Below are 23,615 nucleotides of genomic sequence, written 5' to 3'. Positions count from 1 at the left end.
CCAATCGATGCGTGCGCGTGCCGGAATATGGAGCCTGTCAGTGCTAGCGGTCATAGGCGTCGGCATGCTGTCCGGCGCCTTCCGGCCCCTTGACGATGTCATCGCCTCTGCGCGGTTCTCGGTTCTGGAGAGGCCCGCCACCCAGAGCCTGACGATCGTCGAGATCGATTCCCGAAGCCTGGTCGCCGCAGAGGCCTGGCCATGGGATCGGCGACGGTATGCCCAGGCGATCGACAATCTGATTTTGGCAGGGGCGACCCTAGTCGCTGTCGATGTCGATTTCAGCGCGCCGTCGAACCCCGCGTCCGATCAGGCGCTGGCGGCGGCCGTGTCGCGACATCCCGGTCAGGTGGCGTTGGCGACCTTCGAGCAGATGGAGTCATATGGCGCCGGGGAAACACGCAGATCGGGCAACCGCCCGATCGCGCCGCTTCTGAATGATTCCTTGCTCGCTTCGGTCAATGTGCCTGTGGATGGCGACGGAAGGGTGCGCCATTACGATTATGGCGCCTCAGATGAAGCGCCGCCATCGGTCGCGGCCATCTTGGCCGATGCCTCGGTGCGACAGGGCGCTTTCACTGTCGATTTCGGGATCGAGCAGAAATCGATCCCCCACCTCAGTTTCGAGGACATCTATAGCGGCCGCTTCGACCCCTCGCTCGTGCGCGGCAAGAAGATTCTGATGGGGGCGACGGCCCTTGAACTCGGCGACGAGTTCGCCACGCCCGTCGGGCTGTTGCCCGGCGTCATCATCCACGCCCTCGCCTACGAAAGTATCGCTGACGCACGGGCCCTGGTCAGCCTTAGCCCGCTGGCGCTTCTGATCCTGTGCGCCGGGCTCGTCGCGGCTTTACAGCCTGTGAGAAGCGGGGGCGGCGCCCTGTGGCGGCTGGTCGTGCGCCATGTCGCCATCACGGCCTTGATCGTCATCGCGCCGATCGTGCTTCAGGCCTTGCTGCCGGTCAGCATCGACATCGCCGCGCTTCTTTTCACGCAGACACTGATGGCGATCTGGGCGACCCGCGTGGAGTTGACGAGGCAAGCCAAGGCGATCGTGCAGGCGCGAGAGGCCGGCCTGCTTCATCTGGCGATGCACCAGCCGGAAACAGGGCTTCCCAATCGCCGCGCTCTGCTGGCGGGCATCGACGACCTGATCGCCACAGCCGAGACCAACGTCGCCGTGTTTGCGATCGGCGTGGATCGCCATGCGGAGATGCGCGGGGTCGTCGGTTATGACGTCGCCAACACCTTGATGGTCCAGCTTGCCGACCGCTTGGCCAATTTGGCCGACGTGGACCTGGTGGCGCAAATCGCGTCCTCGGTGCTCGCCTTCTCGCGGGCCGATCTGTCCGTCGATCAGCAACACGCCCTGGCCAGATCGCTTCGCGCCGTGGAAACGACCTTCACCGTCGACGGCCAGCCTCTGGATTTGTTCGTCCGCATCGGCAGCGCCTCACAGGATAGGCAGTCGGCGAGCGGCGATGCCCTGATCGAACGGGCGACGACGGCGCTTAACCAGGCCGATCTCTCGGACGACCGTACGGTGCTTTATGACGAGGCGTCCTTTGTCGATCCCGACAACAACCTCGCCCTGATGTCGGAACTTCGCGACGCCCTGCGCAGGAGCGACGTCAGTCTGCACTATCAGCCCAAGCGCAAGACCTCGGATGGCTCAACGGCTTCTGTCGAGGCGCTCTGCCGCTGGCATCATCCGGTGCGGGGTCGGATCGGGCCGGACCTGTTCATTCCGATCGCCGAACAGACGGGACAGATCAGGGTCCTGACCGAATGGAGCATCGTCAAAGCGATCGAGGATCAGGCCGCGTTGAGGGCCCAGGGCGTTCATCTGGCGATCGCTCTGAACGTGTCCGGACGGCTCCTTGTGGACGAGGCCTTCCAAGCGCGTGCGCTCCAGTTGATCGAGGGCTGCGACGCCGATCTCATCTTCGAAATCACTGAGACTGCCGTCATCGAAAACCCGAAGATCGCGGCCCAGGCGATCGCGGCCTATCGAGCGGCGGGGGTGCGGATTTCGATCGACGACTACGGCGCCGGCCTATCTTCGCTCAGCTATCTGAAAATGCTGAACGCTGACGAGTTGAAGATCGACCGGTCCCTGATCCTTGATGTCCTCGACAGCGGGCGTGATCGCCTGATCATCAAATCCACCGTCGATCTGGCCCACGGTTTGGGCATGACCGTCGTCGCAGAAGGCGTTGAAACCGAGGAAGTCTTTGACGCCTTGTCGGCTCTGGGATGTGACACCATCCAGGGCTACTGGGTCTCGCGACCACTGCCGTTCGACGACTTGCTTGCCTTTTTCGCGACATCAGATCGGGCCGAAAAACGGGTGATGGCCGGCTAGGGCTGGCTACTGTAGGCGCGACGAGCATATGCTCGCTCAGCGGCCACACGAACGCTTAACTGTGCCTGATATACAACCCATGATAGTAATCGTGAGGTTGGCATGCGGACGTTTGGACCCATTCCTGCTGCAAGGCGACGCGGGCGCGAGGGCGTGGCGGCGGTGGAGTTTGCGCTGGTGGGGCCGATCCTGGTCCTGCTGCTGATCGGCATCGTCGTCTATGGCGGCTGGTTTCTGATGGCCCAGTCGGTTCAGGCCCTGGCGTCGGAGGGCGCCAGGGCGGCGATCGGGGGGCTGGACGCGGCCGAGCGCGACGGCCTGGCGCGGCGCGAGGTCAGCGAGGCGGTGCGGGGCGTGGCGCTGAACCCCGATCACACGACAATCGAGGTGATGGAGGATGCCGGCCGCCTGCGGGTCGTCGTCGTCTATGACGCAAGCGACAGTCTGATCATGGTGCTGGGCGGAATGCTGCCGCGTCCGCCGTCGGTCATTCGGCGGTCGGCGGTCATCCATGTGGGCGACTATTGATGAGGGCCTGGGCGCCTCGGCTGCTGCTCCGGTTCGGCGCTGATCGGCGTGGGGCGGTGGCGGTGATCGCGGCGGTCGCGGGCGGCCTGTTGTGTCTGTTCACGGCGGCGGTGATCGACCTGGGCGTTCTGGTTCTGCACACGCGCCGGGTTCAGGGGGCGGCGGATCTCGCGGCGCTGTCGGCGGTGCGAAACCTGGCGCTTGGCGAGGGCGCAGTCTCGCGCGCGGCGCAGACGACGGTCGAGGCCAATGTCGCGCCCGACGTCTCGGTCACGGTGACGACGGCGCTGGGCGTCTATACGCCCGATCCAGCCAAGGCGCGCAAAGACCGGTTCATGACGGGCGGGGTGAAGCCGAACGCCGCACGGGTCGAGGTCACCAGTCGCGCGCCGATGTTCTTCACGCCGCTGTTGCTGGGCCGCTATCAGGTGCGGGTCACCCGCCGGGCCACGGCGACGACGGGCGGCGGGACGCCCAAGGCCATGATCTCGATCGGATCGCGTCTGGCGCGGCTGGACGGCGGTGTGGCCAATCAGGTGCTCGGCGGCCTGACCGGGTCGAAGGTGTCGCTCAGCGTCATGGACTATCGTCGTCTGATCGATCTGGACGTCAATTTGCTGGGGTTCACCGACGCCTTGGCGACCGATCTGGGCGTCCAGGTCGGCGACTATGACCGGCTTCTGGCGACCCAGGTCGACGCCGGCCGTGCGCTGAGGGTGCTGGAGCGGCTGGCGGGCGGCCAGGACGGCGGGGCGCTGGGCAAGCTGGCCTCGGCCTCGGTCGGAACGAAGGTCAGGCTGAGCGACCTGATCGGGCTGGAGGCGCAATCGCCCGACGGGATCCGCGAGGGGCTGGACGCGTCGGTCTCGGCCATGGATCTGGTCATGGCCATGCTGGAGGTCGGGGGCGGGGACCGACAGATAGCGCTGAACCTGGGCGTGCCGGTCGGGCTCGCCGATCTGAAGACCAGCCTGGCGATCGGCGAACGGCCCAATCGCTCGCCCTGGCTGACGGTGACGGCCAACGGCCAGCCGATCATCCGCACGGCTCAGGCGCGGCTCTACGTGCGGGCCAAGACGGCGCAATCCCTGTCGGGTCTGGCGCGGGTTGAACTGCCGATCCTGATCGAAATGGCGGCGTCCGAGGCGCGGCTGAAGTCGCTGTCCTGCGATCCGGCGCACGCGGTCGAGGTCGATGTGCGGCCGGGCCTGGCGCGCGCATCGATCGGTGTGGTGGACGAGGCCAAGCTTGACGACTTCAAGGCCCCGCTGGCGCCCCAGCGCGCGACCCTGCTGTCGGTCCTGGGCCTCGTCAGCATCACCGGCAAGGCGGATGTCGAGGCGGCGGACGCCGGTTTCAGATCGCTAAGGTTCGACGCGGGCGACATCGACAATCAGCGCACCAAGACCATGGCGTCGCGCGGCTTCGCCAGTGGTGCGGTGGCCAGCCTGCTGGCGCGCCTGGACGTGGATGTGAACGTGATCGGCCTAGGCCTGGGGCTCGGCGACCTGACCAAGGCCCTGGGGCGGCTGCTGGAGCCGCTGGGGCCGGTGCTGGACGGCGCGCTGAATCCGGTACTGGACCTGTTGGGCCTGAAGCTGGGCGAGGCCGATGTGACGGTCCACGGCCTGTCCTGCCCGACGCCGGGGCGCGCAACCCCGCGTCTGGTCGGCTGAACCTTAGCCGCGGGCGGGACGCAGGCCTTCGGCCGAGGCCTGCTGCATGGCCGGGCGCTTTTGACCGCCCGAGGCGATGATGCGGTCGATGCGGGCCTTTTCGGCGCGGAAGGCGGTCAGGTCGGCGCCGGCCAGTTCGGTCCCTTCCTGGGTGCGCACGCCGGCGGGATTGATCCGCTGGCCGCCGCGCCACAGCTCATAGTGAAGGTGCGGACCGGTCGAGGCGCCGGTTGAGCCGACGTAGGCGACGATCTGACCCTGGCTGACCCGCTGGCCGGCGCGGATGCCCGAGCCGTAGCGCGACAGGTGGCCGTAGCCGCTTTCCAGTCCGTTGTTGTGGCGGATGCGCAGCCAGTTGCCGTAACCGCCCCAGCGGCGCGCCTCGACCACCACGCCGTCCGCGGGGGCCACGACCGGCGTGCCGGTTCCGGCGGCGAAGTCGATGCCCTGGTGCATCTTCTTATAGCCCGAGATCGGGTGGGTGCGGAAACCGAAGTTGGACGACACGCGGCGGAAGCTCTGCAGCGGCGTGCGCATCATGGCGGAGCGCAGGTTCTTGCCGTTCGAATCGAAGAACTGAGCCTCCTTCGCGCCGGCGGGCTTGAAGCGATAGAAGGTCACGCCGCGCAGTTCGGCGTACATCAGGTCGCCCACATCCACCGTGCGGCCGGCTTCGGTCACTTCACGGTCGAAGACCATGGTGAACTCGTCGGAGGCGCGGATGTCGCGCTGCATGTCGAACTTGGTGGCGAACAGGCGGCTGGCCGAGCGGACGATGGAGGCGGTGGCGCCCAGTTCACGCGCGCTGGCGGACAGGCTGCGCTCGACATCGCCCTTCAGGACGACGGTCTCATGGGTGACTTTTTCTTCCAGCGAACGCAGGCGCAAGGCGCCGTCGAAGCTGCGCGATACGGTCAGTTGCGACGCCGGGCCGGTGCGCATCGTCAGGCCGATCAGGCGGGCGTCGCCCCGGCCGTTGCGCGGTTTGGCGATGGCGGTTTCGAACTTCAGTCCGGCGCGCAGATCGGCCAGATCGAAGGCGTTGGCGACGGTGGCGGCGACGGCGCTGGCTTCTTCCGGCGCGACACCGGTGCGACGCACGGCCTGCTCGAAGGTTTCGCCGCGGCGGATCTGGACGTTGACGGCCTCGGGCGCGGTCAGGCCGGCGGGCGCGTTGGCGGCGGCGAAGGCCTTGGCTTCCATGGCCGCCATCTGGGCCGAGGTCAGGGCGGGAACTTCTTCGGCCTGAGCGGGTTGATAGGCTCGACCAGCGAGCATCGCCACCGAGATTGCAGCTGCCGCCGTAAGCATGTGCGGCGCGAGCCGCATCGGCTGGCGGCGTGGGTCGAACTGAGCCATCGGTCCCCGTCGTATTGCGACGCCTTCGGCGCCAAAGCTTTACTCGTTCTCGAAGATCGCGCCGTATCGCCCGTGGCGCGAAGGCGGTCCTATACCTCGCTTGTCTCATTTTGGAAAGCAGACCGTTACAAACGGTTAACGTGCGTCAGACAAAGCTCGACGGTGCGGGGATCCCGACCGGTCGATTCGCCGTTATCTGGCCCAGCTTGACCGGCAGGAAGCGGCGCCGAACACCGACCGTCACGCTTTAATCTTGTGCTGGGGATAAGGATGACCAAGGTGGGCGGCCTGCCGTTTCAATCACGCGATCGATCCGTTTGACCGACACACCGTCCAAGCCCCAGCCAAAGCCGCCGGCCAAGACCCGTCGCGTCCTGCGCGCCGTGGCCGTCGGGGTTCTGATCTTGGCGCTGCTGATCGGCGTGGTGGCCGCCCTGATCTATCTCAATCGCCGTGCTGTGGCCCGCAATGTCCTGGTCGGCTGGCTGGACCAGCGCGGGATTCCGGCCGATGTCGAGGTGGAGCGGATCGAGATCGACGGCTTCGTCGGCCGCATCCGCATCGGCGATTCCAACGATCCGGATGTGGTCGTTGAGCGGGCCGAGGTCGATTACGCCGTCGCCATGCCGTGGTCCAGGTCGGGCCTGGGCGTCACCCCCAGCCGCATCCGTCTGGTGCGACCGGTGGTCAGGGCCAGCTGGAAGGGCGGAAAACTGTCGTTCGGCTCGCTGGACCCGCTGATCAAGGAGTTCACCGGCGGACCGCCGCGTCCGGATTCGCGCGGGCCCCTGGTCATCGTCGAGGGCGGTCGCGGGCGGTTGAATACGGAATACGGGCCGGTCGATCTGTTGGCTGACGCCCGGATTGACGACGGCAAGCTGATGCGGCTGGCGGCGCGCCTGCCGAAAGCCGCGCTGAAGAGCGGCGAAACGGAGGCCCAAGGCCTGTCCGGCCTGCTGGACCTGACCACGACCGGCGACCGGATGGCGATCAAGCTGTCGGCCGCCGCTGATGCCTTCACGACACCGGCTGCGCGCGGGCAGAGGGCTGCGCTGACGCTGACCGGCGATCTGCCCTATCCGGATCTGAAGACGCGGCGCGGCGACGGCCGGGCGATGCTGGACGCCCGCCTGACGGGCGAACGCCTGGGAACCTCGACGCTAAGCGCCCGCAGCGCCGATGTCGCCGCCCGGTTCGACGGCGCCGTCTCCGGCTGGATCGAAACCTTCCGGCTGGACGGCGAAGTCACGACCGCGCTGAAGGCGGCGGCCGTCGAGGGCGCGGACCTGCGCATCGCCGATGTCGCCGCGACGGCGACTCGGGGCAAGCTGACGGTGTCGCGCGACGACGCCGTGCGCTGGCGCATGCAGGGGCCGCTGGCCCTGACCGCCGGTTCGGGACGGATGGGTCAGACGACGATCGGCGGATTGTCGTTGACGTCGCGCGACCTAGCCTTGGGCGGCAAGGATGCGGCCTTCGAGGCGACCGGCCCCTTGAGCGTGACCTTCGACCGTTTCGGTTTCGGCGACCTGGCGCTGAAGCGCGGCCGCGCCGACCTGGATCTGGACGTGGTCAGCGACGGCGGGGTTCAAATCGTGGCGAACGGATCGCTGCGCGCCGCCGACGGGGCCTGGCCCTTGTTCGGCGCGGTCGGCCGCGACGACATCGCCGAGCTGGCCGAGATGAAGCGCGCGCTGGGACGCTTCGCCCTGAACGCGCCCGCCATCCGCTTCGCCACGGGCGCGGCCGGCACGACCGTTTCCCTGTCGCGTCCCGTGACCCTGACGCCCGCCAACGGCGGCGTCCTGACGGTGGCTCAAGGTCAGGGCGGCGCCTATCAGGCCGAGCCGGGGCGGCTGGGCGGCGGGGCGCTGACCCTGACCGCAACGCGCGGCAAGGGCCTGCCGGAAATGTCCGTCGCGGTCCCGAACTGGCGCCTGACCGAAGGCGGGTTCGAAGCGACGCTGGACGGTCGTGCCCGACTGGATTTCGACCTGGCGCGCGGCATCGACGCCCGGACGCGCGGCGTCCTGGCTATGAACGCCGGCCGGCTGACCTATGCGACATCGGACTGCGTCGACCTGACCGTCGAGCGGCTGGAGCTGGACGAGAACGACGTCCATCAGGTCGCCGGCAAGCTGTGTCCCCAGGGCGGTCCGCTGTTGACGTCGAAGGACGGCGTCTGGCGCGTCGCGGGCGGGTTCGCCCAAGTCTCGGCCCAGGCGCCCTTCCTCGGCATGCGGTTCGCCGACGCTGCGGGCCGTGTCACCGTCGATGGGACCAAGGCCGGCATCGGTTTGACCGCCAATGTGGCCGCCGCCCGCGTCGTCGACGCCCTGACGCCGGAACGGTTCGAACCGCTTTCCGCCACAGGATCTGCGACGCTAGCCAACGAACGCTGGAGCGGCGCCTTCGATCTGAAGGGCACGGGCGCGGCCGCCGCCTATGATCTCGGCCGCCTGACCCTGGCGCACGATGGCCGCACCGGCTCGGGCGGCATCGTCATCACCGCCCCGAACGTGACCTTCGCCGAGCATGGGCTTCAGCCGGCGATGCTCAGCCCGCTCGCCGCCGACTTCCTGCAGTCGCCGGTCGAGGGCGCCGTCAGCTTCGACGGACGTTTCGACTGGACGAAGGACGCCGAACCGACCTCCAGCGGTCATCTGGTCACGCCGGGCCTGGATTTCGTCAGTCCGGTCGGGGCCGTGAGGGGGCTGCGCGGCGACATCGTCTTCAGCAGCCTGACACCCTTGATCACCGCCCCGAACCAAAAGCTGACGGCCGACAGCCTCGCCGTCGGCACGGCCGTCACGGCGCTGGATGTGACTTTCTCGATCAATGAGGCCGGGGTGCTGATTGACGGCGCCCAGGTCGTCGCCGGCGGCGGGACCGTCTCGGTCGAGCCCTTCACCGTCCCGCTGGACGCGACCCAGCCCTACAGCGGCGTGATCGTGCTGGACCGGGTGCAGCTGGGCGATATCGTCGCCGACACCGGCTTTGACGACAAGGTTCAGCTGGACGCGGTCGTCTCCGGCCGCCTGCCCTTCATCATGGACCCCAAGCGCGGGCTCAAGATCACCGCCGGCAAGCTGGAGGCGGTCCAGCCGGGCCGCCTGTCGATCAAGCGGGACGTCCTGACCGATGTCGCCGCCAGCGGCGGGGGCGGCGAGGTGTCGGAAAACGTCGTCGAGGACCTGGCCTATCAGGCGATGGAGAACCTGTCCTTCGACCAGCTCAGCGCCGATGTGAACAGCCTGGACGGCGGGCGTCTGGCGGTCCTGTTCCACATTCGCGGCCGCCACGATCCTCCCAAACGCCAGGAGCTTCGCCTGACGATCGGCGAACTGATCAGCCGCCAGTTCCTGAACCGCAAACTGCCGTTGCCGTCGAACACCCAGATCGATCTGACGCTAGACACGACCCTGAACGCCAACCAGCTGATCTCGGATCTGCTGGCCGTCAATCGCGCGCGCCAGGGTCAGCAGGATGCGACGCCCGCGCCCGTCCCGGCGCCTGCCGATTGAACTTCACCATTCAGCGCGCGTTCATTGGACGGCGTGCTATTAGAGACATCACCCTCGGCCGAACCGGAGCCCACGTCATGATCCACAAGCGCCAATTGGCCGGCCTCGGTTTCGGAGCCGTCGTCGTCGCCCTCGCGGCCTGCGCCCCGACCATCCGTCTTGAGGTCGCGCCGATCCAGATCTACGCCAAGCTGGACGCCGACGTGCGCGTTCGGCTGGACCAGGAGCTGCAGCAGCTGTTGCAGCAGAACCCCAACCTCTTCTGATTTCCCGCTTCTCTCTGAAAGGGACAGGCTGACATGACCTTCCGCAAACTCTTCGTGATCGGCGCCGCCGTTGCGGCTCTGGGCGTCGCGGGCGCCGCCATCGCCCAGACCAGCGCCCAGAAGGCGCAGATCGACCAGGCAAAGGCCGCCGGCACCGTGGGTGAGCAGGCCGACGGTTATCTGGGCTTCCGCACCCCGACCTCGGACGCCAGCCTGCGCGCCGCGGTCGACGCAACCAACTCCGGCCGCCGCGCCGCCTACGCCCGCAGCGCTGCCGACGCCGGCACCTCGGCCGATGTCGCCGGCGCGCGGATGTTCGAGGCCCAGCTGCTGCCCCGCATCTCCTCGGGCCAATGGTACCGCAACGCCCAGGGCCAGTGGGTCCAGCGCTAAAGACCGCATGTTTCCCACCCCTCGGGCGATATCCGGGGGGTGTTTTTATCTGGGCGATCAGTGACGGCGTCAGGCGGCGGCGCGTCGATCCATCAGCGCCGGCAGCAACAGCCCTTCAGCCAACGCCTTGACCACCGGCACGGCGACCGCGTCGCCCATCAGCTTCAGCGCCGCGCTTTCGCTCGACGGCAGGCGATAGTCGTCCGACACGCCCATCAGCCGCGCGGCCTCGCGCCCGGTCAGCCGCCGAACCCGCGCCAAGCCCCGATCGCACACCACCACATATTGACGCGACGAGCCGCCGGCCGGCGTCCTCAGGCATCCGGCCAGACCATCGAACCGGATTTCCAGACGCTGGACCTTGCGCCCGTTCTCGGTCCGCACCCGGCGATAGGCGGCGCCGACACAGCGCTGGCCCGACGCCAGGGCCGACGCGATACTGGCGCGGTGCAGTGGCGCGGCCAGGGCCAGGATGGCGTCCGCATCATCCAGCCAAGTGACGGCGTCGTCCGGCTCCAGAATGGCCGCAAGGTCCAGATTACGCTGCGACGGCGCAGGCAGAGACCACCAGGCCCAGGCCGCCTTCACCGCCCCTGGCAAACGCGCATGCGCCGCAATCAGGCGTGGCGAATGGAAGGGCGCGACCGGACCAGCCATTCGCGGCGCCTCGCCCCGAATGGCGACCACGAACAGGCGCGGCCGCGACTGGGGCAGCCAGTGGGCGGCGTCCATCTCCAGCGCGCCGACCGTATAGCCCGCCTCGACCATCGCCGAGCAGACGGCGGCGAAATCCCGCCCCTGACCCGAGGTCAGCAGTCCGATGACGTTCTCCAATACGATCACGCGCGGCGCCCGACCTTCGACCGCCAGCCCCTGCATCAGCCCCCAGAAGCCCCAGAAGGCCCCCGATCGCCCGGCCTCCAGCCCGCCGCGCGCGCCCGCCAGGCTGACGTCCTGACAGGGCGACGAGGCCCAGGCCATGTCGGGCCGTCCCGGCAGATCGTCGACGGTCAGGGTCCAGACATCGCCCTGACGAAACGGGGTATGTGGATGATTGGCCGTGAAGGCGCGCGCCTTGGCCCCGTCCATGTCGTTGGCGAAGACGGTGTCGATGCCGGCGGCGGACAGTCCCAAACCCGCCAGGCCACCCCCGGCGAAGAACTCGAATGCGGTGGGGCGAATCGACATGGAGCCAGCATAACCCAGCCGCGCCCCTTGACCGAGGGCGGCCGGGACCTCACCTGCGCCCGAACCAAAAGGAGCCGTCATGCGCCTCATTCCGCTCGCCGCCGCCCCGCTCGCCATCGCCGTGGCCGGCCTCTCGCTCGGCGCCTGTTACGACCGCGAGGATTCCAAGCCCAAGCCGGCGCCCCAGCCCCAGGCCGCCGTCAGCCTGGGCGGCGTCGATCTGGGTCAGCCGGTGCGGGCGCTGGGGACCGAACCCTTCTGGGGCGTGGAGATCACGCCGGACGCCCTGATCTACACCCGCGTCGATCAGCCGAGCCAGCGCGCGCCGAACCATGGCGCGACGGTTCAGGGCACGGTCGCGACCTTCGCCAGCTCGACCAATCTGAACAAGGCGCTGAACGTCGTGCTGATCGCCACCGAATGTTCGGACGGCATGAGCGACCGCACCTATCCGCTGACGGCCAAGGTCGAGATCGGCGACGACGAGCTGACCGGCTGCGCCGCGCCTGCGTCGATGCTGACCACCCAGCCCGCGCCGTGATCCGTCACCACCATTCGGCGTCGCGCAGCATCCGGGCGTAGCGGCGGCTGACCGGCGCCGACAGACCGCCGTCCAGCGTCAGGGTCGCGCGCCCGTCGCCGCGTTCGACGGCGCGCACCGCCTCGCGCGCCACCCACCAGCTGCGGTGCGTCTGGGCGCCCTCCAGTCCCTCCAGCTCTTCCACCGCGTCCGACAGCCGCATCAGGATCAGGTCCGACCCCCGGTCGGTGTGGATGCGCAGATAGTGGTCCTCGGCCTGCACGGCCCGGATCGTTGCACCTTTCAGCTTCATGGGCAGACGGTCCAGGAACCGAACCGGGCGGGCCGCTGTCTCGGGCGGCGCCGCATGGGTCTGGACCGGCACGGCCCGCCCCAAAAAGACGTTCAACGTCGTCACCGCCGCCGTAATGACCAACACAGGCACGATCAGCTGCGGCAGCACCGCCAGCGGATAGAGCCTCTGGGCGAAGAACAATCCCGTCGCCGCCCAGACCAGCACGCACAGCGGCCCGGTGATGATCAGGACCATGGCCGCAATCGTCAGCCAAGGCCGCTCGTCCGAATCCAGAAATCGGCTGACCAAGACGCTGCACAGATGCCCCCAAAGCCCGCCCAGCACCATGATCACCACCCAATAGGCCAAGCGCACGGGCAGGGACGCGCCCGCGCTGCCGAAAGCGCCGGTCACCGCCAGAAAGACGCCCGCCAGAACGGCGACGATAAGCCCACGCAAAAAGGTGCGGCGGCGGTCGGCGGCTTGGGACGTCATGGCGGCTTTCGGCATCTGGCGGTCCCGCCTTGAGACCATGATTTCCAACCTTGGGAAAGTCGGGTGGGCGTTGGCGCAGTCTGGACGGCCGTTGGCGAAAGCCGGGATGCAATGATCGAAGCGCCGCGGCAAGGCGGTGGAAACGGAGATATGCACATGCCTCGCCTGTCTCGCCTCGCATCGTTTGCCTTGGCTCTGACGCTGCTGATCGTGCCGCTCGTCGCCTATCTTTTGGTCGACGGGGGACGGATGTTGAGCGTCGGCTATGCCTTTCACGCCCCGCGATGGTCGCTGCTGTTCGCCTCGCCGACGACGATCCAGATCCATGTGGCGGCGGCCGTGACGGCGCTGGCGATCGGAGTCGTCCTGCTGGTCGGGGTCAAGGGAAACCGGCTGCACCGGACTCTCGGTTGGATGTGGGTGATGGCCATGGCGACCACGGCCGTCAGCTCCTTATTCATAAACCAGCTCAATCCGAACGGGCCCGGCGGCCTATCTCTGGTTCATCTGCTCAGCGGCTGGACCGTGGTCGCCCTGCCGATGGCGGTCTACGCCGCGCGGCGTCACCGGGTGGCGGCGCACCGGCGCGCCATGACGGGGATGTTCGTCGGCGGACTGATCGTGGCCGGCGCCTTCACCTTCCTGCCCGGTCGGCTGATGTGGGCCGTCTTCGTCGGTCCGAACTGATCAGGCTTGGCGGAGCGACATTCCGACCACGGCCCGGAAGCCGGCGGCGGCGAACCGGACCATATAGTCGCCCGCCGTCTCGAGATCGCCGGATCGCGCCCGCCCGTTCGACAGCCGGTCCAGGCGCCCGGTCTCGCCCAGGGTCAGGGTCAGGGCGCCCGACAGATTGTGATAGCCCCAGTACAGATCGACCTCGCTGGCGCCCGGCAGCACCTTGGCGATCAGCTCGATCAGCCGGTGGATGGCCGGGTCGAAATAGCGCGCCATCGTCTCGCCGCCGAAACTGGGGTTGGCGTTGGTTTGGGCCACCAGGGCGGAATAGTGTTTCCAGCCCGGGCCGCCCTTCAGCGACCATTCGAACGGCGGCCGCAGGAAGGCTTCCAGCAGCCCCTCCAGCGTCATGTCATCGCCGGCCGTCTCGGCATAGCGATCGATGGCGGCGACGCGGTCGTCGTTCCAGACCTCGGCCCGGCGCAGGAAGACGGCGTCGAACAGCTCGCGCTTGGCCCCGAAATAGTAATGGACCAGGGCCGTATCCACGCCCGCCTCGCGCGCCACCTCGCGGATGGTGACGCCGTAGAAGCCGTGTTTGGAAAACAGGTCCTCGGCCGCATCCAGGATCAGATCGCGCGTCTCGCCCGCCGCCTTGGCCTCGGTCTTGGGCGGGCGGCCGCGCCGCGCTGGCGCAGCGCCTGCCGCCTTGCGGCGCGCGGCGGCGACGGGGCGGGGAAGGGGGGCGGCGGCGTCCGGCTTGCTCATCCGGCAAGGCTAGGCGCACGACCGCGACGGTGCAACGGCGCCACGGTCGGCGATCCAAGTGACGCTGCGTCAGTCCAGTGTTTGACAGACGGCCGAAACCGGGTAGTTTCCATGAAAATCATTGAACGCTGAATAAAAGCGTCCATCGGGCTGGAAACGACAAAGGGGTCTAGGATCATGAACCGTCATGTGAAGTGCGCGCTGCTGGCCGGCGCGGCGTGGGGCGTGCTTGCGGGGGCCACGGTCGCCCAGGACGCGGAGGCGACCGCTCAGGCCGCGAACGCCCAAGATGCGGCGACCGTCGACGACATCGTCGTCACCGCGCGCCGCCGCGCGGAAAGCCTGCAGGACGTGCCGGTCGCCGTGACCGCCGTCAGCGGCGAACAGCTTGAGGCGCGCGGCGCCCTGGACATCACCGAACTGGCGCGCTCGACGCCCAGCCTGACGCTGAACGCCGCGCGGGGCTCGAACTCGACCCTGATCTCCTTCATTCGCGGCGTGGGCCAGCAGGATCCGCTGTGGGGCTTCGATCCCGGCGTCGGCCTATATATCGACGACGTCTATGTGGCCCGCCCGCAGGCCGCCGTTCTGGACATCTTCGACGTGGAGCGGGTCGAGGTGCTGCGCGGTCCGCAAGGCACGCTTTACGGCCGCAACACCATCGGCGGCGCCATCAAATACGTCACCAGCCGCATCAATGCCGACGAGCCCGAGGGACGCCTGCGCGCCTCCTACGGCAGCTATAACCAGCGCGACGTGATCGCCAGCGCCCAGCTGCCGTTCAGTGACGAGTTCAAGGTTTCGGCCGCCCTGGCCCGCTATCTGCGTGACGGCTACGGCAAGAACCTGAACACCGGCAACGAACACTACAACAAGGACGTGACCGCCTTCCGCGCCAGCGCGGAATGGAGCCCGACCGACAGCCTGTTCTTCCGTCTGGCCGGCGATCTGGTGAACGACGACTCCAACGCGCGCCACGGCCACCGCGAGTTCGCCCCGTCGCCCGCCGACGTCTATGACACCAACGCCGGCGCCGGCGACAAGAACCGCGTCCAGACGCGCGGCGTGTCGCTGACCGGCGAATGGGAGATGAGCGACATGTTCACCTTCAAGTCGATCAGCGCCTATCGTGAAGGCCTGACGCGCGGCAACATCGACTTCGACAACCTGCCCCAGCCCATCCTCGACATCCCCGCCGCCTATGACGACGACCAGTTCAGCCAGGAATTCCAGGTTCTGGTCAGCGCGGGCCGCCTGAACGGCGTCGCCGGCGTCTTCTACATGGACGCCAACGCCTCGGGCGCGTTCGACACCGTCGTGGGTCTGGCCAATCTGACGACCCTGACCTCGGGTTCTGTGGCGACCAAGAGCTACGCCGTCTTCGCCGACTTCTCCTATGACTTCACCGACGCCCTGTCGGTCTCGGTCGGCGGACGCTTCACCAAGGACGAGAAGGAAGGCACCGTCTTCCGTCAGCAGTATCTGGGCATCCGCAGCCCCTATTTCGGCAACAACGCCGCCGTGCCGCTGGGGGCGCCGCGCACCAACTACACCCGCACTCGCGAGTTCGAGAAGTTCACGCCGCGCGTCTCGGTCAACTACAAGTTCGGCCCCGATCTGACGGCCTACGCCTCGTGGGGCGAAGGCTTCAAATCGGGCGGCTTCGACATGCGTGGCGATGCGGTCCTGTATCCCGCCACCGTCAACGGCTATGCGCCGGAAACGGTCGAGACCTATGAGATCGGGCTGAAGGGTTCGCTGCTGGATCGTCGCCTGACCTTCGCCACCGCGATCTTCGATTCCAGCTACGAGAACCAGCAGATCACGACCCAGTATCCGGCCGGGGCGACCGTCGCCTCGGTGGTGGACAATGTCGGCTCGTCCTCGATCCGCGGTTGGGAGTTCGAAGGCCGCGTGCGCGCCACCGACGCCCTGACGTTCAACGCCTCGCTGAGCTACATCGACGCCAAGTTCGACCAGTTCCTGGCCTACATCCCGACGGCCTCGGGCAATACGTCCTGCCCGACCCTGCCGGGCTGCGTCGTCGACGTATCCTCGCAGCGCGACTTCCAGAACACGCCGGAATGGACCGGATCGATCTCGGCCAACTACAACTGGGTCATGGAGAACGGCTCGTCGATCGCCTTCATCCCGTCGGTCGCCTATCGCGGCGCCTATCAGCAGTTTGAAACGCCCGCGCCGCTGCTCGATCAGGACGCCTACTGGATGTATGACGCCAGCATCGTCTGGACGTCGTCCGACGACCGCCTGACCTTCGGCGTCCACGGCAAGAACCTGGGCGACGAACGCTATCGCGTCGGCGGCTACACCTTCCCCGGCGCCCTGACCGGCAACTCGATCATCGGCTTCTACGGCCCGCCGCGCACCGTCACGGCGACCCTGGGTCTGAAGTTCTGATCCACATCCATAACGCCTGACGACGAGGGGCGGCGGTCTCCGGGCCGCCGCCCTTTTTCGCTTCGTGGGGCCTATTTTGCACAGGCTCGACTTGCGGATAGGCTCGCCGCAACGAACAACAAGACGCCGAGGGGAAACGCCGATGACGACGGAGACGCTGACGGTCCAGGAGGCGCGGCCCGAGCGGCCTGAGCGGCCCGGCTATCGCTACTATGTGCTGGCGGTCCTGATCCTGATCTACATGCTGAACTTCCTGGATCGCCAGATCATCGGCATCCTGGCCGCGCCGTTGAAGGAAGAGTTCGGCATGTCCGACAGCCAGTTCGGCCTGTTGGGCGGCATCGCCTTCGCCTCGGTCTATTCGACGCTGGCCATTCCGCTGGCCTGGCTGGCCGACCGGTTCAGCCGGGTCTGGATCATGACCGGCGCCCTGGCCGTCTGGTCGGCCTTCACCGCCCTGTGCGGCATGGCCGGGTCGTTCGGCCAGCTGTTCCTGTGCCGGATGGGCGTGGGCATCGGCGAGGCGGGCGGCGTGGCCCCGGCCTATTCGCTGATCGCCGACTATTTTCCGCCGCATCAGCGCGCGCGGGCCATGGCGGCCTTCGCCTTCGGCATTCCGCTGGGCATGGCGGCGGGCACCCTGGTCGGCGGCCTGCTGGCGGCGACCTACGGCTGGCGCACGGCCTTCATCGTGGTCGGCCTGCTGGGCGTGCTGGTCGCGCCCCTGCTGCGTCTGACGGTGCGGGATCCCAGGCGCGGCGGAACCGACGCCATCAAGACCGAGGCCCAGGTCGCTGCCCTGGCCGCCGCCCCCGTCGGCACGGATCGAGCCGGCAAGATCGCCGCCCAGATCATGCTGGGCCTCGGCGCCGGCCTGCTAATCCTCGGGGCCTTGAGCTGGCTGATGGGCATGTCGTTGGGCAATCCGCTGGTGCTGGCGTTCGGCGGCTTGCTGGCCGTGGTGATCGGCATATCGCTGATGATCGCGCGTCGCACCGCCTCGGTGGTGATCCGCAAGCCCAGCTTCTGGCTGCTGGGTCTGGGCGCCGCCTCGTCGTCGGTGTGCGGCTATGGCGTCGCCGGCTGGCTGCCGTTGTTCTTCATGCGCAGCTTCGACCTGACCCTGAAACAGACCAGCATCTACTATTCCGGCATCGCCCTGATCGGCGGCATCCTGGGCATCTGGCTGGGCGGCATGATCGCCGACAAGCTGTCCAAGAAGGGCAAGGGCGCCTATCCGCTGACGCCCGCCATCGCCTTCCTGATCTCGGCGCCGTGCTTCATCCTGGCGATGAACTCGCCCTGGCTGATCGGCCTGGTTCTGCCCGGCGGCGGCAGCCACGTTCAGCAGCTAACCCTGGCCTTCTTGATCTTCCTGCTGCCGACCGGATTGAACCTGGCCTGGCTGGGTCCGATCACGGCGGCGGTCCAGCATCTGGTGCCGGCGGCCATGCGTTCGACGGCCTCGGCCCTGTTCCTGCTGCTGAACAATCTACTCGGCATCGCGGTCGGCTTCTACTATTTCGGCTGGATGAGCGACCTGCTGGCCCCGCGCTTCGGAGAGGAAAGCCTGCGCTGGGCCATCTACACCGGCATGGGCTTCTATGTGTTGGCCGCGATCCTGCTGATCGGGGCGTCGCGCACCCTCAAGAAGGACTGGGTCGACTAAAGGGGGCCTGTGGACGGTTGCACCTGCGAAGGGGTGGGGCCTATAAGCCCCGCAACTCTCCCAGCAGCGGTTGCGACGGTCCCCCATGAACATTCACGAATATCAGGCCAAGCAGGTCCTCAAAGGCTTCGGCGCCCCGGTCGCCGAGGGCGTCGCGGTGACGTCGGTCGATCAGGTCGAGGCGGCCGCCAAGTCACTGCCCGGCCCGCTCTATGTCGTGAAGTCGCAGATCCACGCCGGCGGCCGCGGCAAGGGCAAGTTCAAGGAACTGCCGGCCGACGCCAAGGGCGGCGTTCGCCTGGCCTTCTCGGTCGAGGAAGCCGTCGCTCACGCCAAGGAAATGCTGGGCAACACCCTGGTCACCGCCCAGACGGGCGACGCCGGCAAGCAGGTCAACCGCCTATACATCGAGGACGGCGCCGACATCGAGCGTGAGCTGTACTGCTCGCTGCTGGTCGATCGCGCCTATGGCCGCATCGCCTTCGTCGTCTCGACCGAAGGCGGCATGGACATCGAAACCGTCGCCCACGACACGCCCGAGAAGATCCAGAACATCGTCATCGACCCGAGCGCGGGTGTGACCGACGCAGACGTCGTCGCCATCACCGCCGCCTACGGCCTGACGGGCGCCGCGGCCGAAGACGCCAAGTCGCTGTTCCCCGCCCTGTACAAGGCCTTCGTCGAGAAGGACATGGACATGCTGGAGGTGAACCCCCTGATCGTGATGAAGGACGGCCATCTGCGCGTTCTGGACGCCAAGGTCAGCTTCGACGGCAACGCCCTGTTCCGCCACGACGACATCAAGGAACTGCGCGACGAAACCGAAGAAGACGCCAAGGAAATCGAAGCGTCCAAGTGGGACCTCGCTTACGTCTCGCTGGACGGCAACATCGGCTGCATGGTCAATGGCGCAGGGCTCGCCATGGCGACGATGGACATCATCAAGCTGTACGGCAAGGAGCCGGCCAACTTCTGTGACGTCGGCGGCGGCGCCGGCAAGGAGAAGGTCGCGGCGGCCTTCAAGATCATCACCGCCGACCCGAACGTCCAAGGCATCCTGGTCAACATCTTCGGCGGCATCATGAAGTGCGACGTCATCGCCGAGGGCGTGGTCGCGGCCGTGAAGGAAGTGGGCCTGAAGGTGCCGCTGGTCGTGCGTCTGGAAGGCACCAACGCCGAACTGGGCAAGAAAATCCTGAACGAGTCGGGCCTGACCATCCAGGCCGCCGACGACCTCGACGACGCCGCCCAGAAGATCGTCGCGGCGGTCGGCTAAGGCTTCGGCCTTACTCGCCACCGCCCCGCTGACACATCGAATTCAGAGCACAGACCCATGTCCATTCTCGTCGACAAGAACACCAAGATCATCGTCCAGGGCCTGACCGGCAAGACCGGCGGCTTCCACACCGAACAGGCCTTGGCCTATCACGGCACCCAGATGGTCGCCGGCGTGCATCCCTCCAAGGGCGGCACGAACTGGACCGGATCGCACGGCGAAACCCTGCCGATCTACGCCTCGGTCGCCGAAGCCCGTGACGCCACGGGCGCCGACGCCTCGGTTATCTACGTCCCGCCGTCGGGCGCGGCCGCTGCGATCATCGAAGCCATCGACGCCGAAATCCCCTTCATCACCTGCATCACCGAGGGCATTCCGGTGATGGACATGGTCAAGGTCAAGCGTCGCCTTGAAGGCTCCAAGTCGCGCCTGCTGGGCCCGAACTGCCCCGGCATTCTGACGCCGGACGAGTGCAAGATCGGCATCATGCCGGGCAACATCTTCAAGAAGGGATCGGTCGGCATCGTGTCGCGTTCGGGCACCCTGACCTATGAAGCCGTGTTCCAGACCACCAACGAAGGCCTGGGCCAGACCACGGCCGTCGGCATCGGCGGCGACCCGGTCAAGGGCACCGAATTCATCGACGTGCTGGAGCTGTTCCTGGCCGACGAGGAAACCACCTCGATCATCATGATCGGCGAAATCGGCGGCGGCGCGGAAGAAGACGCCGCCCAGTTCTTGATCGACGAAGCCAAGAAGGGCCGCAAGAAGCCGATGGCCGGCTTCATCGCGGGCCGTACGGCGCCGAAGGGCCGCACCATGGGCCACGCCGGCGCCGTCGTCTCGGGCGGCAAGGGCGATGCGGAATCCAAGATCGCGGCGATGGAAGCCGCTGGCATCCGCATGTCGGAATCGCCCGCTCGCCTCGGCAAGACCCTGGTCGAAGTCCTGAAGGGCTGATGCGCCCGGCCTGATCGCTTTTCGGCATCAAAAATGCCGTGTGACGCATCGATGGACGCCCTCGGCTGAGGCCGGGGGCGTTTTTTCTTGGGCCTGCGACCAATTTCCTACCAAATTGCCCCGTTTCGGTCATGACCCGTCAGGAAACGACGCCTATATGACGGGCGCGCCCCTCACGGAGATGTGTCCGTCGGGGCCCAGGGATTGCGAAACGATGGCGGACGATGCCGGTCGGCTGAACCAGGTCTTTGCCGAGACCTCATTCCTTTACGGGTCCAATGCGGCCTACGTCGAGGAGCTTCAGGAGAAGTGGGCGAAAGACCCCGGCTCCGTTTCCGCCGAATGGAAAGCCTTCTTCGACCAGTTGCGCGACAACGCCGCCCTGGTGACCGCCTCGGCCGGCGCGGGCAGCTGGGGCCGTGGCGTCGCGACCGAACCGACGGAGGAGACCGGCGTCTTCGACGGCCGTTGGCCGGCCCCGAAGCCTGATCCCAAAAAGCCCGGCGCTGCGCCGGCTGCTGCGCCCACGGCCGCATCGGCCGACGTCTCGGCCGATGCGATCCGCGCCGCCGCCCATGATTCCATCCGCGCCCTGATGCTGATCCGCAGCTATCGCGTGCGCGGGCACCTGCAGGCCAAGCTGGATCCGCTGGGCATCGAACAGCCGGTGGAGAACCCCGAGCTGACGCCCGAATTCTACGGCTTCACCGGCGCCGATCTGGACCGCCCGATCTTCCTGGACGGCGTCCTGGGTCTTCAGACCGGCACGATCCGCGAAGTGCTGGAGATCCTGAAGCGCACCTACTGCGGCAATATCGGCATCCAGTTCATGCATATCGCTGAGCCGGAGGAGAAATCCTGGCTCCAGCAGCGGTTCGAGGGCGCCGACAAGTTCGAGCAGAACGCCTTCTCCAAGGAAGGCAAGCTGGCCATCCTGTCCAAGCTGGTCGAGGCCGAAGGCTTCGAACGCTTCCTGCACAAGCGCTTCCCCGGCACCAAGCGCTTTGGTCTGGACGGCGGCGAGGCCATGGTCCCGGCGCTGGAGCAGGTCATCAAGCGCGGCGGTTCGCTGGGCGTCGACGAGGTCGTGCTGGGCATGGCCCACCGTGGCCGTCTGAACGTGCTCGCCGCCGTGATGGGCAAGCCCTACAAAGTCATCTTTCACGAGTTCCAGGGCGGTTCGGCCGTGCCGAGCGACATCGAGGGCTCGGGCGACGTCAAATATCACATGGGCGCCTCGTCGAACCGCGAGTTCGACGGCAACCACGTCCACCTGTCGCTGACCGCCAACCCGTCGCACCTCGAGATCGTCAACCCGGTCGTGCTGGGCAAGGCGCGCGCCAAACAGGCGTTCGACATTCGCGAGGCCAACGAGGGCGTGCCCGAGGGGCAGTGGGCGCTGGATCGTTCCAAGGTCGTGCCGCTGCTGATCCACGGCGACGCCGCCTTCGCCGGCCAGGGCGTGGTCGCGGAGTGCTTTGCGCTGATGGGACTGAAGGGCTACCGCACCGGCGGCACGCTGCACTTCGTCATCAACAATCAGATCGGCTTCACCACCAGCCCGCGCAACTCGCGCAGTTCGCCCTATCCGTCGGACGTGGCTCTGATGGTCCAGGCCCCGATCTTCCACGTCAACGGCGACGACCCCGAAGCGGTCGTCTTCGCCGCCAAGGTGGCGACCGAATACCGTCAGAAGTTCCACAAGGACGTGGTGGTGGACATGTTCTGCTACCGCCGCTTCGGCCACAACGAAGGCGACGATCCCACCTTCACCCAGCCGCTGATGTATTCGAAGATCCGCGCCCAGCCCTCGACCCGCGAACTGTATTCGCAGCGTCTGGTGGCCGAAGGCGTGATCAGCCAAGCCGAGGTGGACGCTGAGGTCGAGCGGTTCGAGAAATTCCTCGACGAGCAGTTCGAGGCCGGCAAGAGCTGGTCCGCCGAAAAGGCCGACTGGCTGGACGGCCAGTGGCAGGGCTTCCAATCGCCCAAGGACGAGCTGCGCGGCGACACCGCCGTGCCGCTGGCCAAGCTGACCGACCTGGGTCACCGCCTGACCACCATTCCCAACAGCGTCAACATGCACAAGACGCTGAAGCGCGTCATCGACGGTCGCCGCGAAGCCATCACCTCGGGCCAGGGCCTGGACTGGGCCACGGCCGAGAGCCTGGCGTTCGCCTCGCTGGTCGATGAAGGTTTCCCGATCCGTCTGTCGGGCCAGGATTCGGTGCGCGGCACCTTCTCGCAGCGTCACTCGGGCATCATCGATCAGACGACCGAAGAGCGCTACATCCCGCTGAACAACCTGCGCGAAGGCCAGGCCAATTTCGAAGTCATCGACTCGGCCCTGTCTGAAGAGGCGGTGCTGGGCTTCGAGTACGGCTATTCGCTGGCCGACCCCAATACGCTGGTGATGTGGGAGGCCCAGTTCGGCGACTTCGTGAACGGCGCCCAGGTGGTGATCGACCAGTTCATCTCTTCGGGCGAGCGCAAGTGGCTGCGCATGAGCGGCCTGACCATGCTGCTGCCTCACGGCTATGAAGGCCAGGGACCGGAACACTCCTCGGCCCGTCTTGAGCGCTTCCTGCAACAGTGCGCCGAAGACAATATGCAGGTCGCCAACTGCACCACCCCGGCCAACTACTTCCACATCCTGCGTCGCCAGATGCACCGGCCGTTCCGCAAGCCGCTGATCCTGATGACGCCCAAGTCGCTGCTGCGTCACAAGAAGGCGGTCTCGTCCATGGCGGACCTGGCGGAGGGCTCGGCCTTCCACCGCGTCCTGCACGACGACGCCCAGACGCGGCCCGAGATCGCCGGCATCACGATCAAGGCGGACAAGGACATCCGCCGCGTCATCCTGTGCTCGGGCAAGGTCTATTACGACCTGCTGGACGCGCGCGAGAAGAAGGCCAAGGACGGCCAGGCGGTGGACGACGTCTATATCCTGCGTCTGGAGCAGTTCTATCCGTGGCCGATCCAGTCGCTGCGCAAGGAACTGGCCCGCTTCCCCAACGCCGAACTGGTCTGGTGCCAGGAAGAGCCGAAGAACATGGGCGGTTGGACCTTCGTGGATCCGTGGCTGGAGCTGACGCTGGACAAGCTGGACGTGAAGGCCAAGCGCGCCCGCTACGTCGGCCGTCCCGGCTCGGCCTCGACCGCCGCCGGTCTGATGAGCCGGCACCTGAAGGAACTCGAAGCCTTCACGACCGAAGCCTTCGCCTGATACACGTATAA

17 protein-coding genes are annotated in these 23,615 nt (G+C 67.1%); 13 read left to right on the top strand and 4 right to left on the bottom strand.

Annotation, left to right across the window (positions count from 1 at the left end; genetic code table 11):
• Positions 1 to 40: 40 nt before the first annotated feature.
• From ASF31_RS10690 to ASF31_RS10680, 3 genes are all read left to right on the top strand, one after another.
• Positions 41 to 2,365, top strand: a complete 2,325-nt coding sequence (locus tag ASF31_RS10690) for an EAL domain-containing protein (RefSeq protein ID WP_162233961.1) — start codon at positions 41 to 43, stop codon at positions 2,363 to 2,365.
• 102 nt (positions 2,366 to 2,467) lie between these two features.
• Positions 2,468 to 2,893 carry a TadE/TadG family type IV pilus assembly protein gene (locus ASF31_RS10685; protein ID WP_055754624.1) on the top strand — a complete coding sequence of 142 codons (426 nt, stop codon included), beginning with the start codon at positions 2,468 to 2,470 and terminating at the stop codon, positions 2,891 to 2,893.
• A complete protein-coding gene (locus tag ASF31_RS10680) occupies positions 2,893 to 4,569 on the top strand; it encodes a TadG family pilus assembly protein (RefSeq protein WP_055754623.1) in 1,677 nt (558 codons plus the stop codon). Before ASF31_RS10685 ends, ASF31_RS10680 begins: the two co-directional genes overlap by 1 nt.
• A gap of 3 nt (positions 4,570 to 4,572) precedes the next feature.
• Here ASF31_RS10680 and ASF31_RS10675 read toward each other — a convergent pair whose 3' ends face one another.
• Positions 4,573 to 5,928 (bottom strand): M23 family metallopeptidase, encoded by a 1,356-nt coding sequence (locus ASF31_RS10675; RefSeq protein ID WP_055754622.1) that lies wholly within the window; start codon positions 5,926 to 5,928, stop codon positions 4,573 to 4,575.
• A gap of 317 nt (positions 5,929 to 6,245) precedes the next feature.
• Between ASF31_RS10675 and ASF31_RS10670 the strand changes: the two genes are divergently transcribed.
• The 3 genes from ASF31_RS10670 to ASF31_RS10660 all read left to right on the top strand — a co-directional run bounded on the left by ASF31_RS10670 (position 6,246) and on the right by ASF31_RS10660 (position 10,111).
• Positions 6,246 to 9,452: a YdbH domain-containing protein gene (locus tag ASF31_RS10670; protein WP_055754621.1), complete on the top strand. Its 3,207-nt coding sequence runs from the start codon at positions 6,246 to 6,248 to the stop codon at positions 9,450 to 9,452.
• 77 nt (positions 9,453 to 9,529) lie between these two features.
• Complete coding sequence (locus tag ASF31_RS10665; RefSeq protein WP_055754620.1) at positions 9,530 to 9,718, top strand: YnbE family lipoprotein; 189 nt, start codon at positions 9,530 to 9,532, stop codon at positions 9,716 to 9,718.
• A gap of 33 nt (positions 9,719 to 9,751) precedes the next feature.
• Positions 9,752 to 10,111 (top strand): DUF1318 domain-containing protein, encoded by a 360-nt coding sequence (locus tag ASF31_RS10660; RefSeq protein WP_055754619.1) that lies wholly within the window; start codon positions 9,752 to 9,754, stop codon positions 10,109 to 10,111.
• Positions 10,112 to 10,180: 69 nt separating this feature from the next.
• Here ASF31_RS10660 and ASF31_RS10655 read toward each other — a convergent pair whose 3' ends face one another.
• A complete protein-coding gene (locus tag ASF31_RS10655; RefSeq protein ID WP_055754618.1) occupies positions 10,181 to 11,299 on the bottom strand; it encodes a DNA cytosine methyltransferase in 1,119 nt (372 codons plus the stop codon).
• Positions 11,300 to 11,378: 79 nt separating this feature from the next.
• Between ASF31_RS10655 and ASF31_RS10650 the strand changes: the two genes are divergently transcribed.
• The gene (locus ASF31_RS10650; RefSeq protein ID WP_055754617.1) at positions 11,379 to 11,840 is read left to right on the top strand and encodes a COG3650 family protein; all 462 of its coding nucleotides are present in this window, start codon (positions 11,379 to 11,381) and stop codon (positions 11,838 to 11,840) included.
• A 4-nt stretch (positions 11,841 to 11,844) separates the two neighbouring features.
• Here ASF31_RS10650 and ASF31_RS10645 read toward each other — a convergent pair whose 3' ends face one another.
• Positions 11,845 to 12,624 (bottom strand): LytTR family DNA-binding domain-containing protein, encoded by a 780-nt coding sequence (locus ASF31_RS10645; RefSeq protein ID WP_235551316.1) that lies wholly within the window; start codon positions 12,622 to 12,624, stop codon positions 11,845 to 11,847.
• A 141-nt stretch (positions 12,625 to 12,765) separates the two neighbouring features.
• On the opposite strand from ASF31_RS10645, the gene ASF31_RS10640 reads away from it, so the two are divergent.
• Positions 12,766 to 13,296 (top strand): DUF2306 domain-containing protein, encoded by a 531-nt coding sequence (locus tag ASF31_RS10640; RefSeq protein WP_055754708.1) that lies wholly within the window; start codon positions 12,766 to 12,768, stop codon positions 13,294 to 13,296.
• On the opposite strand, the gene ASF31_RS10635 is transcribed toward ASF31_RS10640, so the two are convergent.
• Positions 13,297 to 14,055 (bottom strand): TetR/AcrR family transcriptional regulator, encoded by a 759-nt coding sequence (locus ASF31_RS10635; RefSeq protein ID WP_055754615.1) that lies wholly within the window; start codon positions 14,053 to 14,055, stop codon positions 13,297 to 13,299.
• A 177-nt stretch (positions 14,056 to 14,232) separates the two neighbouring features.
• On the opposite strand from ASF31_RS10635, the gene ASF31_RS10630 reads away from it, so the two are divergent.
• From ASF31_RS10630 to ASF31_RS10610, 5 genes are all read left to right on the top strand, one after another.
• Positions 14,233 to 16,473 carry a TonB-dependent receptor gene (locus ASF31_RS10630; RefSeq protein WP_055754614.1) on the top strand — a complete coding sequence of 747 codons (2,241 nt, stop codon included), beginning with the start codon at positions 14,233 to 14,235 and terminating at the stop codon, positions 16,471 to 16,473.
• 142 nt (positions 16,474 to 16,615) lie between these two features.
• Positions 16,616 to 18,142, top strand: coding sequence for an MFS transporter (locus tag ASF31_RS10625; protein WP_055754613.1), 1,527 nt, complete (start codon positions 16,616 to 16,618; stop codon positions 18,140 to 18,142).
• Positions 18,143 to 18,227: 85 nt separating this feature from the next.
• A complete protein-coding gene (gene sucC / locus ASF31_RS10620; protein WP_055754612.1) occupies positions 18,228 to 19,418 on the top strand; it encodes an ADP-forming succinate--CoA ligase subunit beta in 1,191 nt (396 codons plus the stop codon).
• Between the two features lie 57 nt (positions 19,419 to 19,475).
• Positions 19,476 to 20,378, top strand: coding sequence for a succinate--CoA ligase subunit alpha (gene sucD / locus ASF31_RS10615; RefSeq protein WP_055754611.1), 903 nt, complete (start codon positions 19,476 to 19,478; stop codon positions 20,376 to 20,378).
• A gap of 214 nt (positions 20,379 to 20,592) precedes the next feature.
• A complete protein-coding gene (locus ASF31_RS10610; protein ID WP_055754610.1) occupies positions 20,593 to 23,604 on the top strand; it encodes a 2-oxoglutarate dehydrogenase E1 component in 3,012 nt (1,003 codons plus the stop codon).
• Positions 23,605 to 23,615: the final 11 nt, after the last annotated feature.

Origin of the sequence: Brevundimonas sp. Leaf280, from assembly GCF_001422455.1 — a bacterium.
In the GTDB taxonomy this organism is placed as follows: domain Bacteria; phylum Pseudomonadota; class Alphaproteobacteria; order Caulobacterales; family Caulobacteraceae; genus Brevundimonas.
This window is presented reverse-complemented; position numbering and strand designations above follow the sequence as displayed.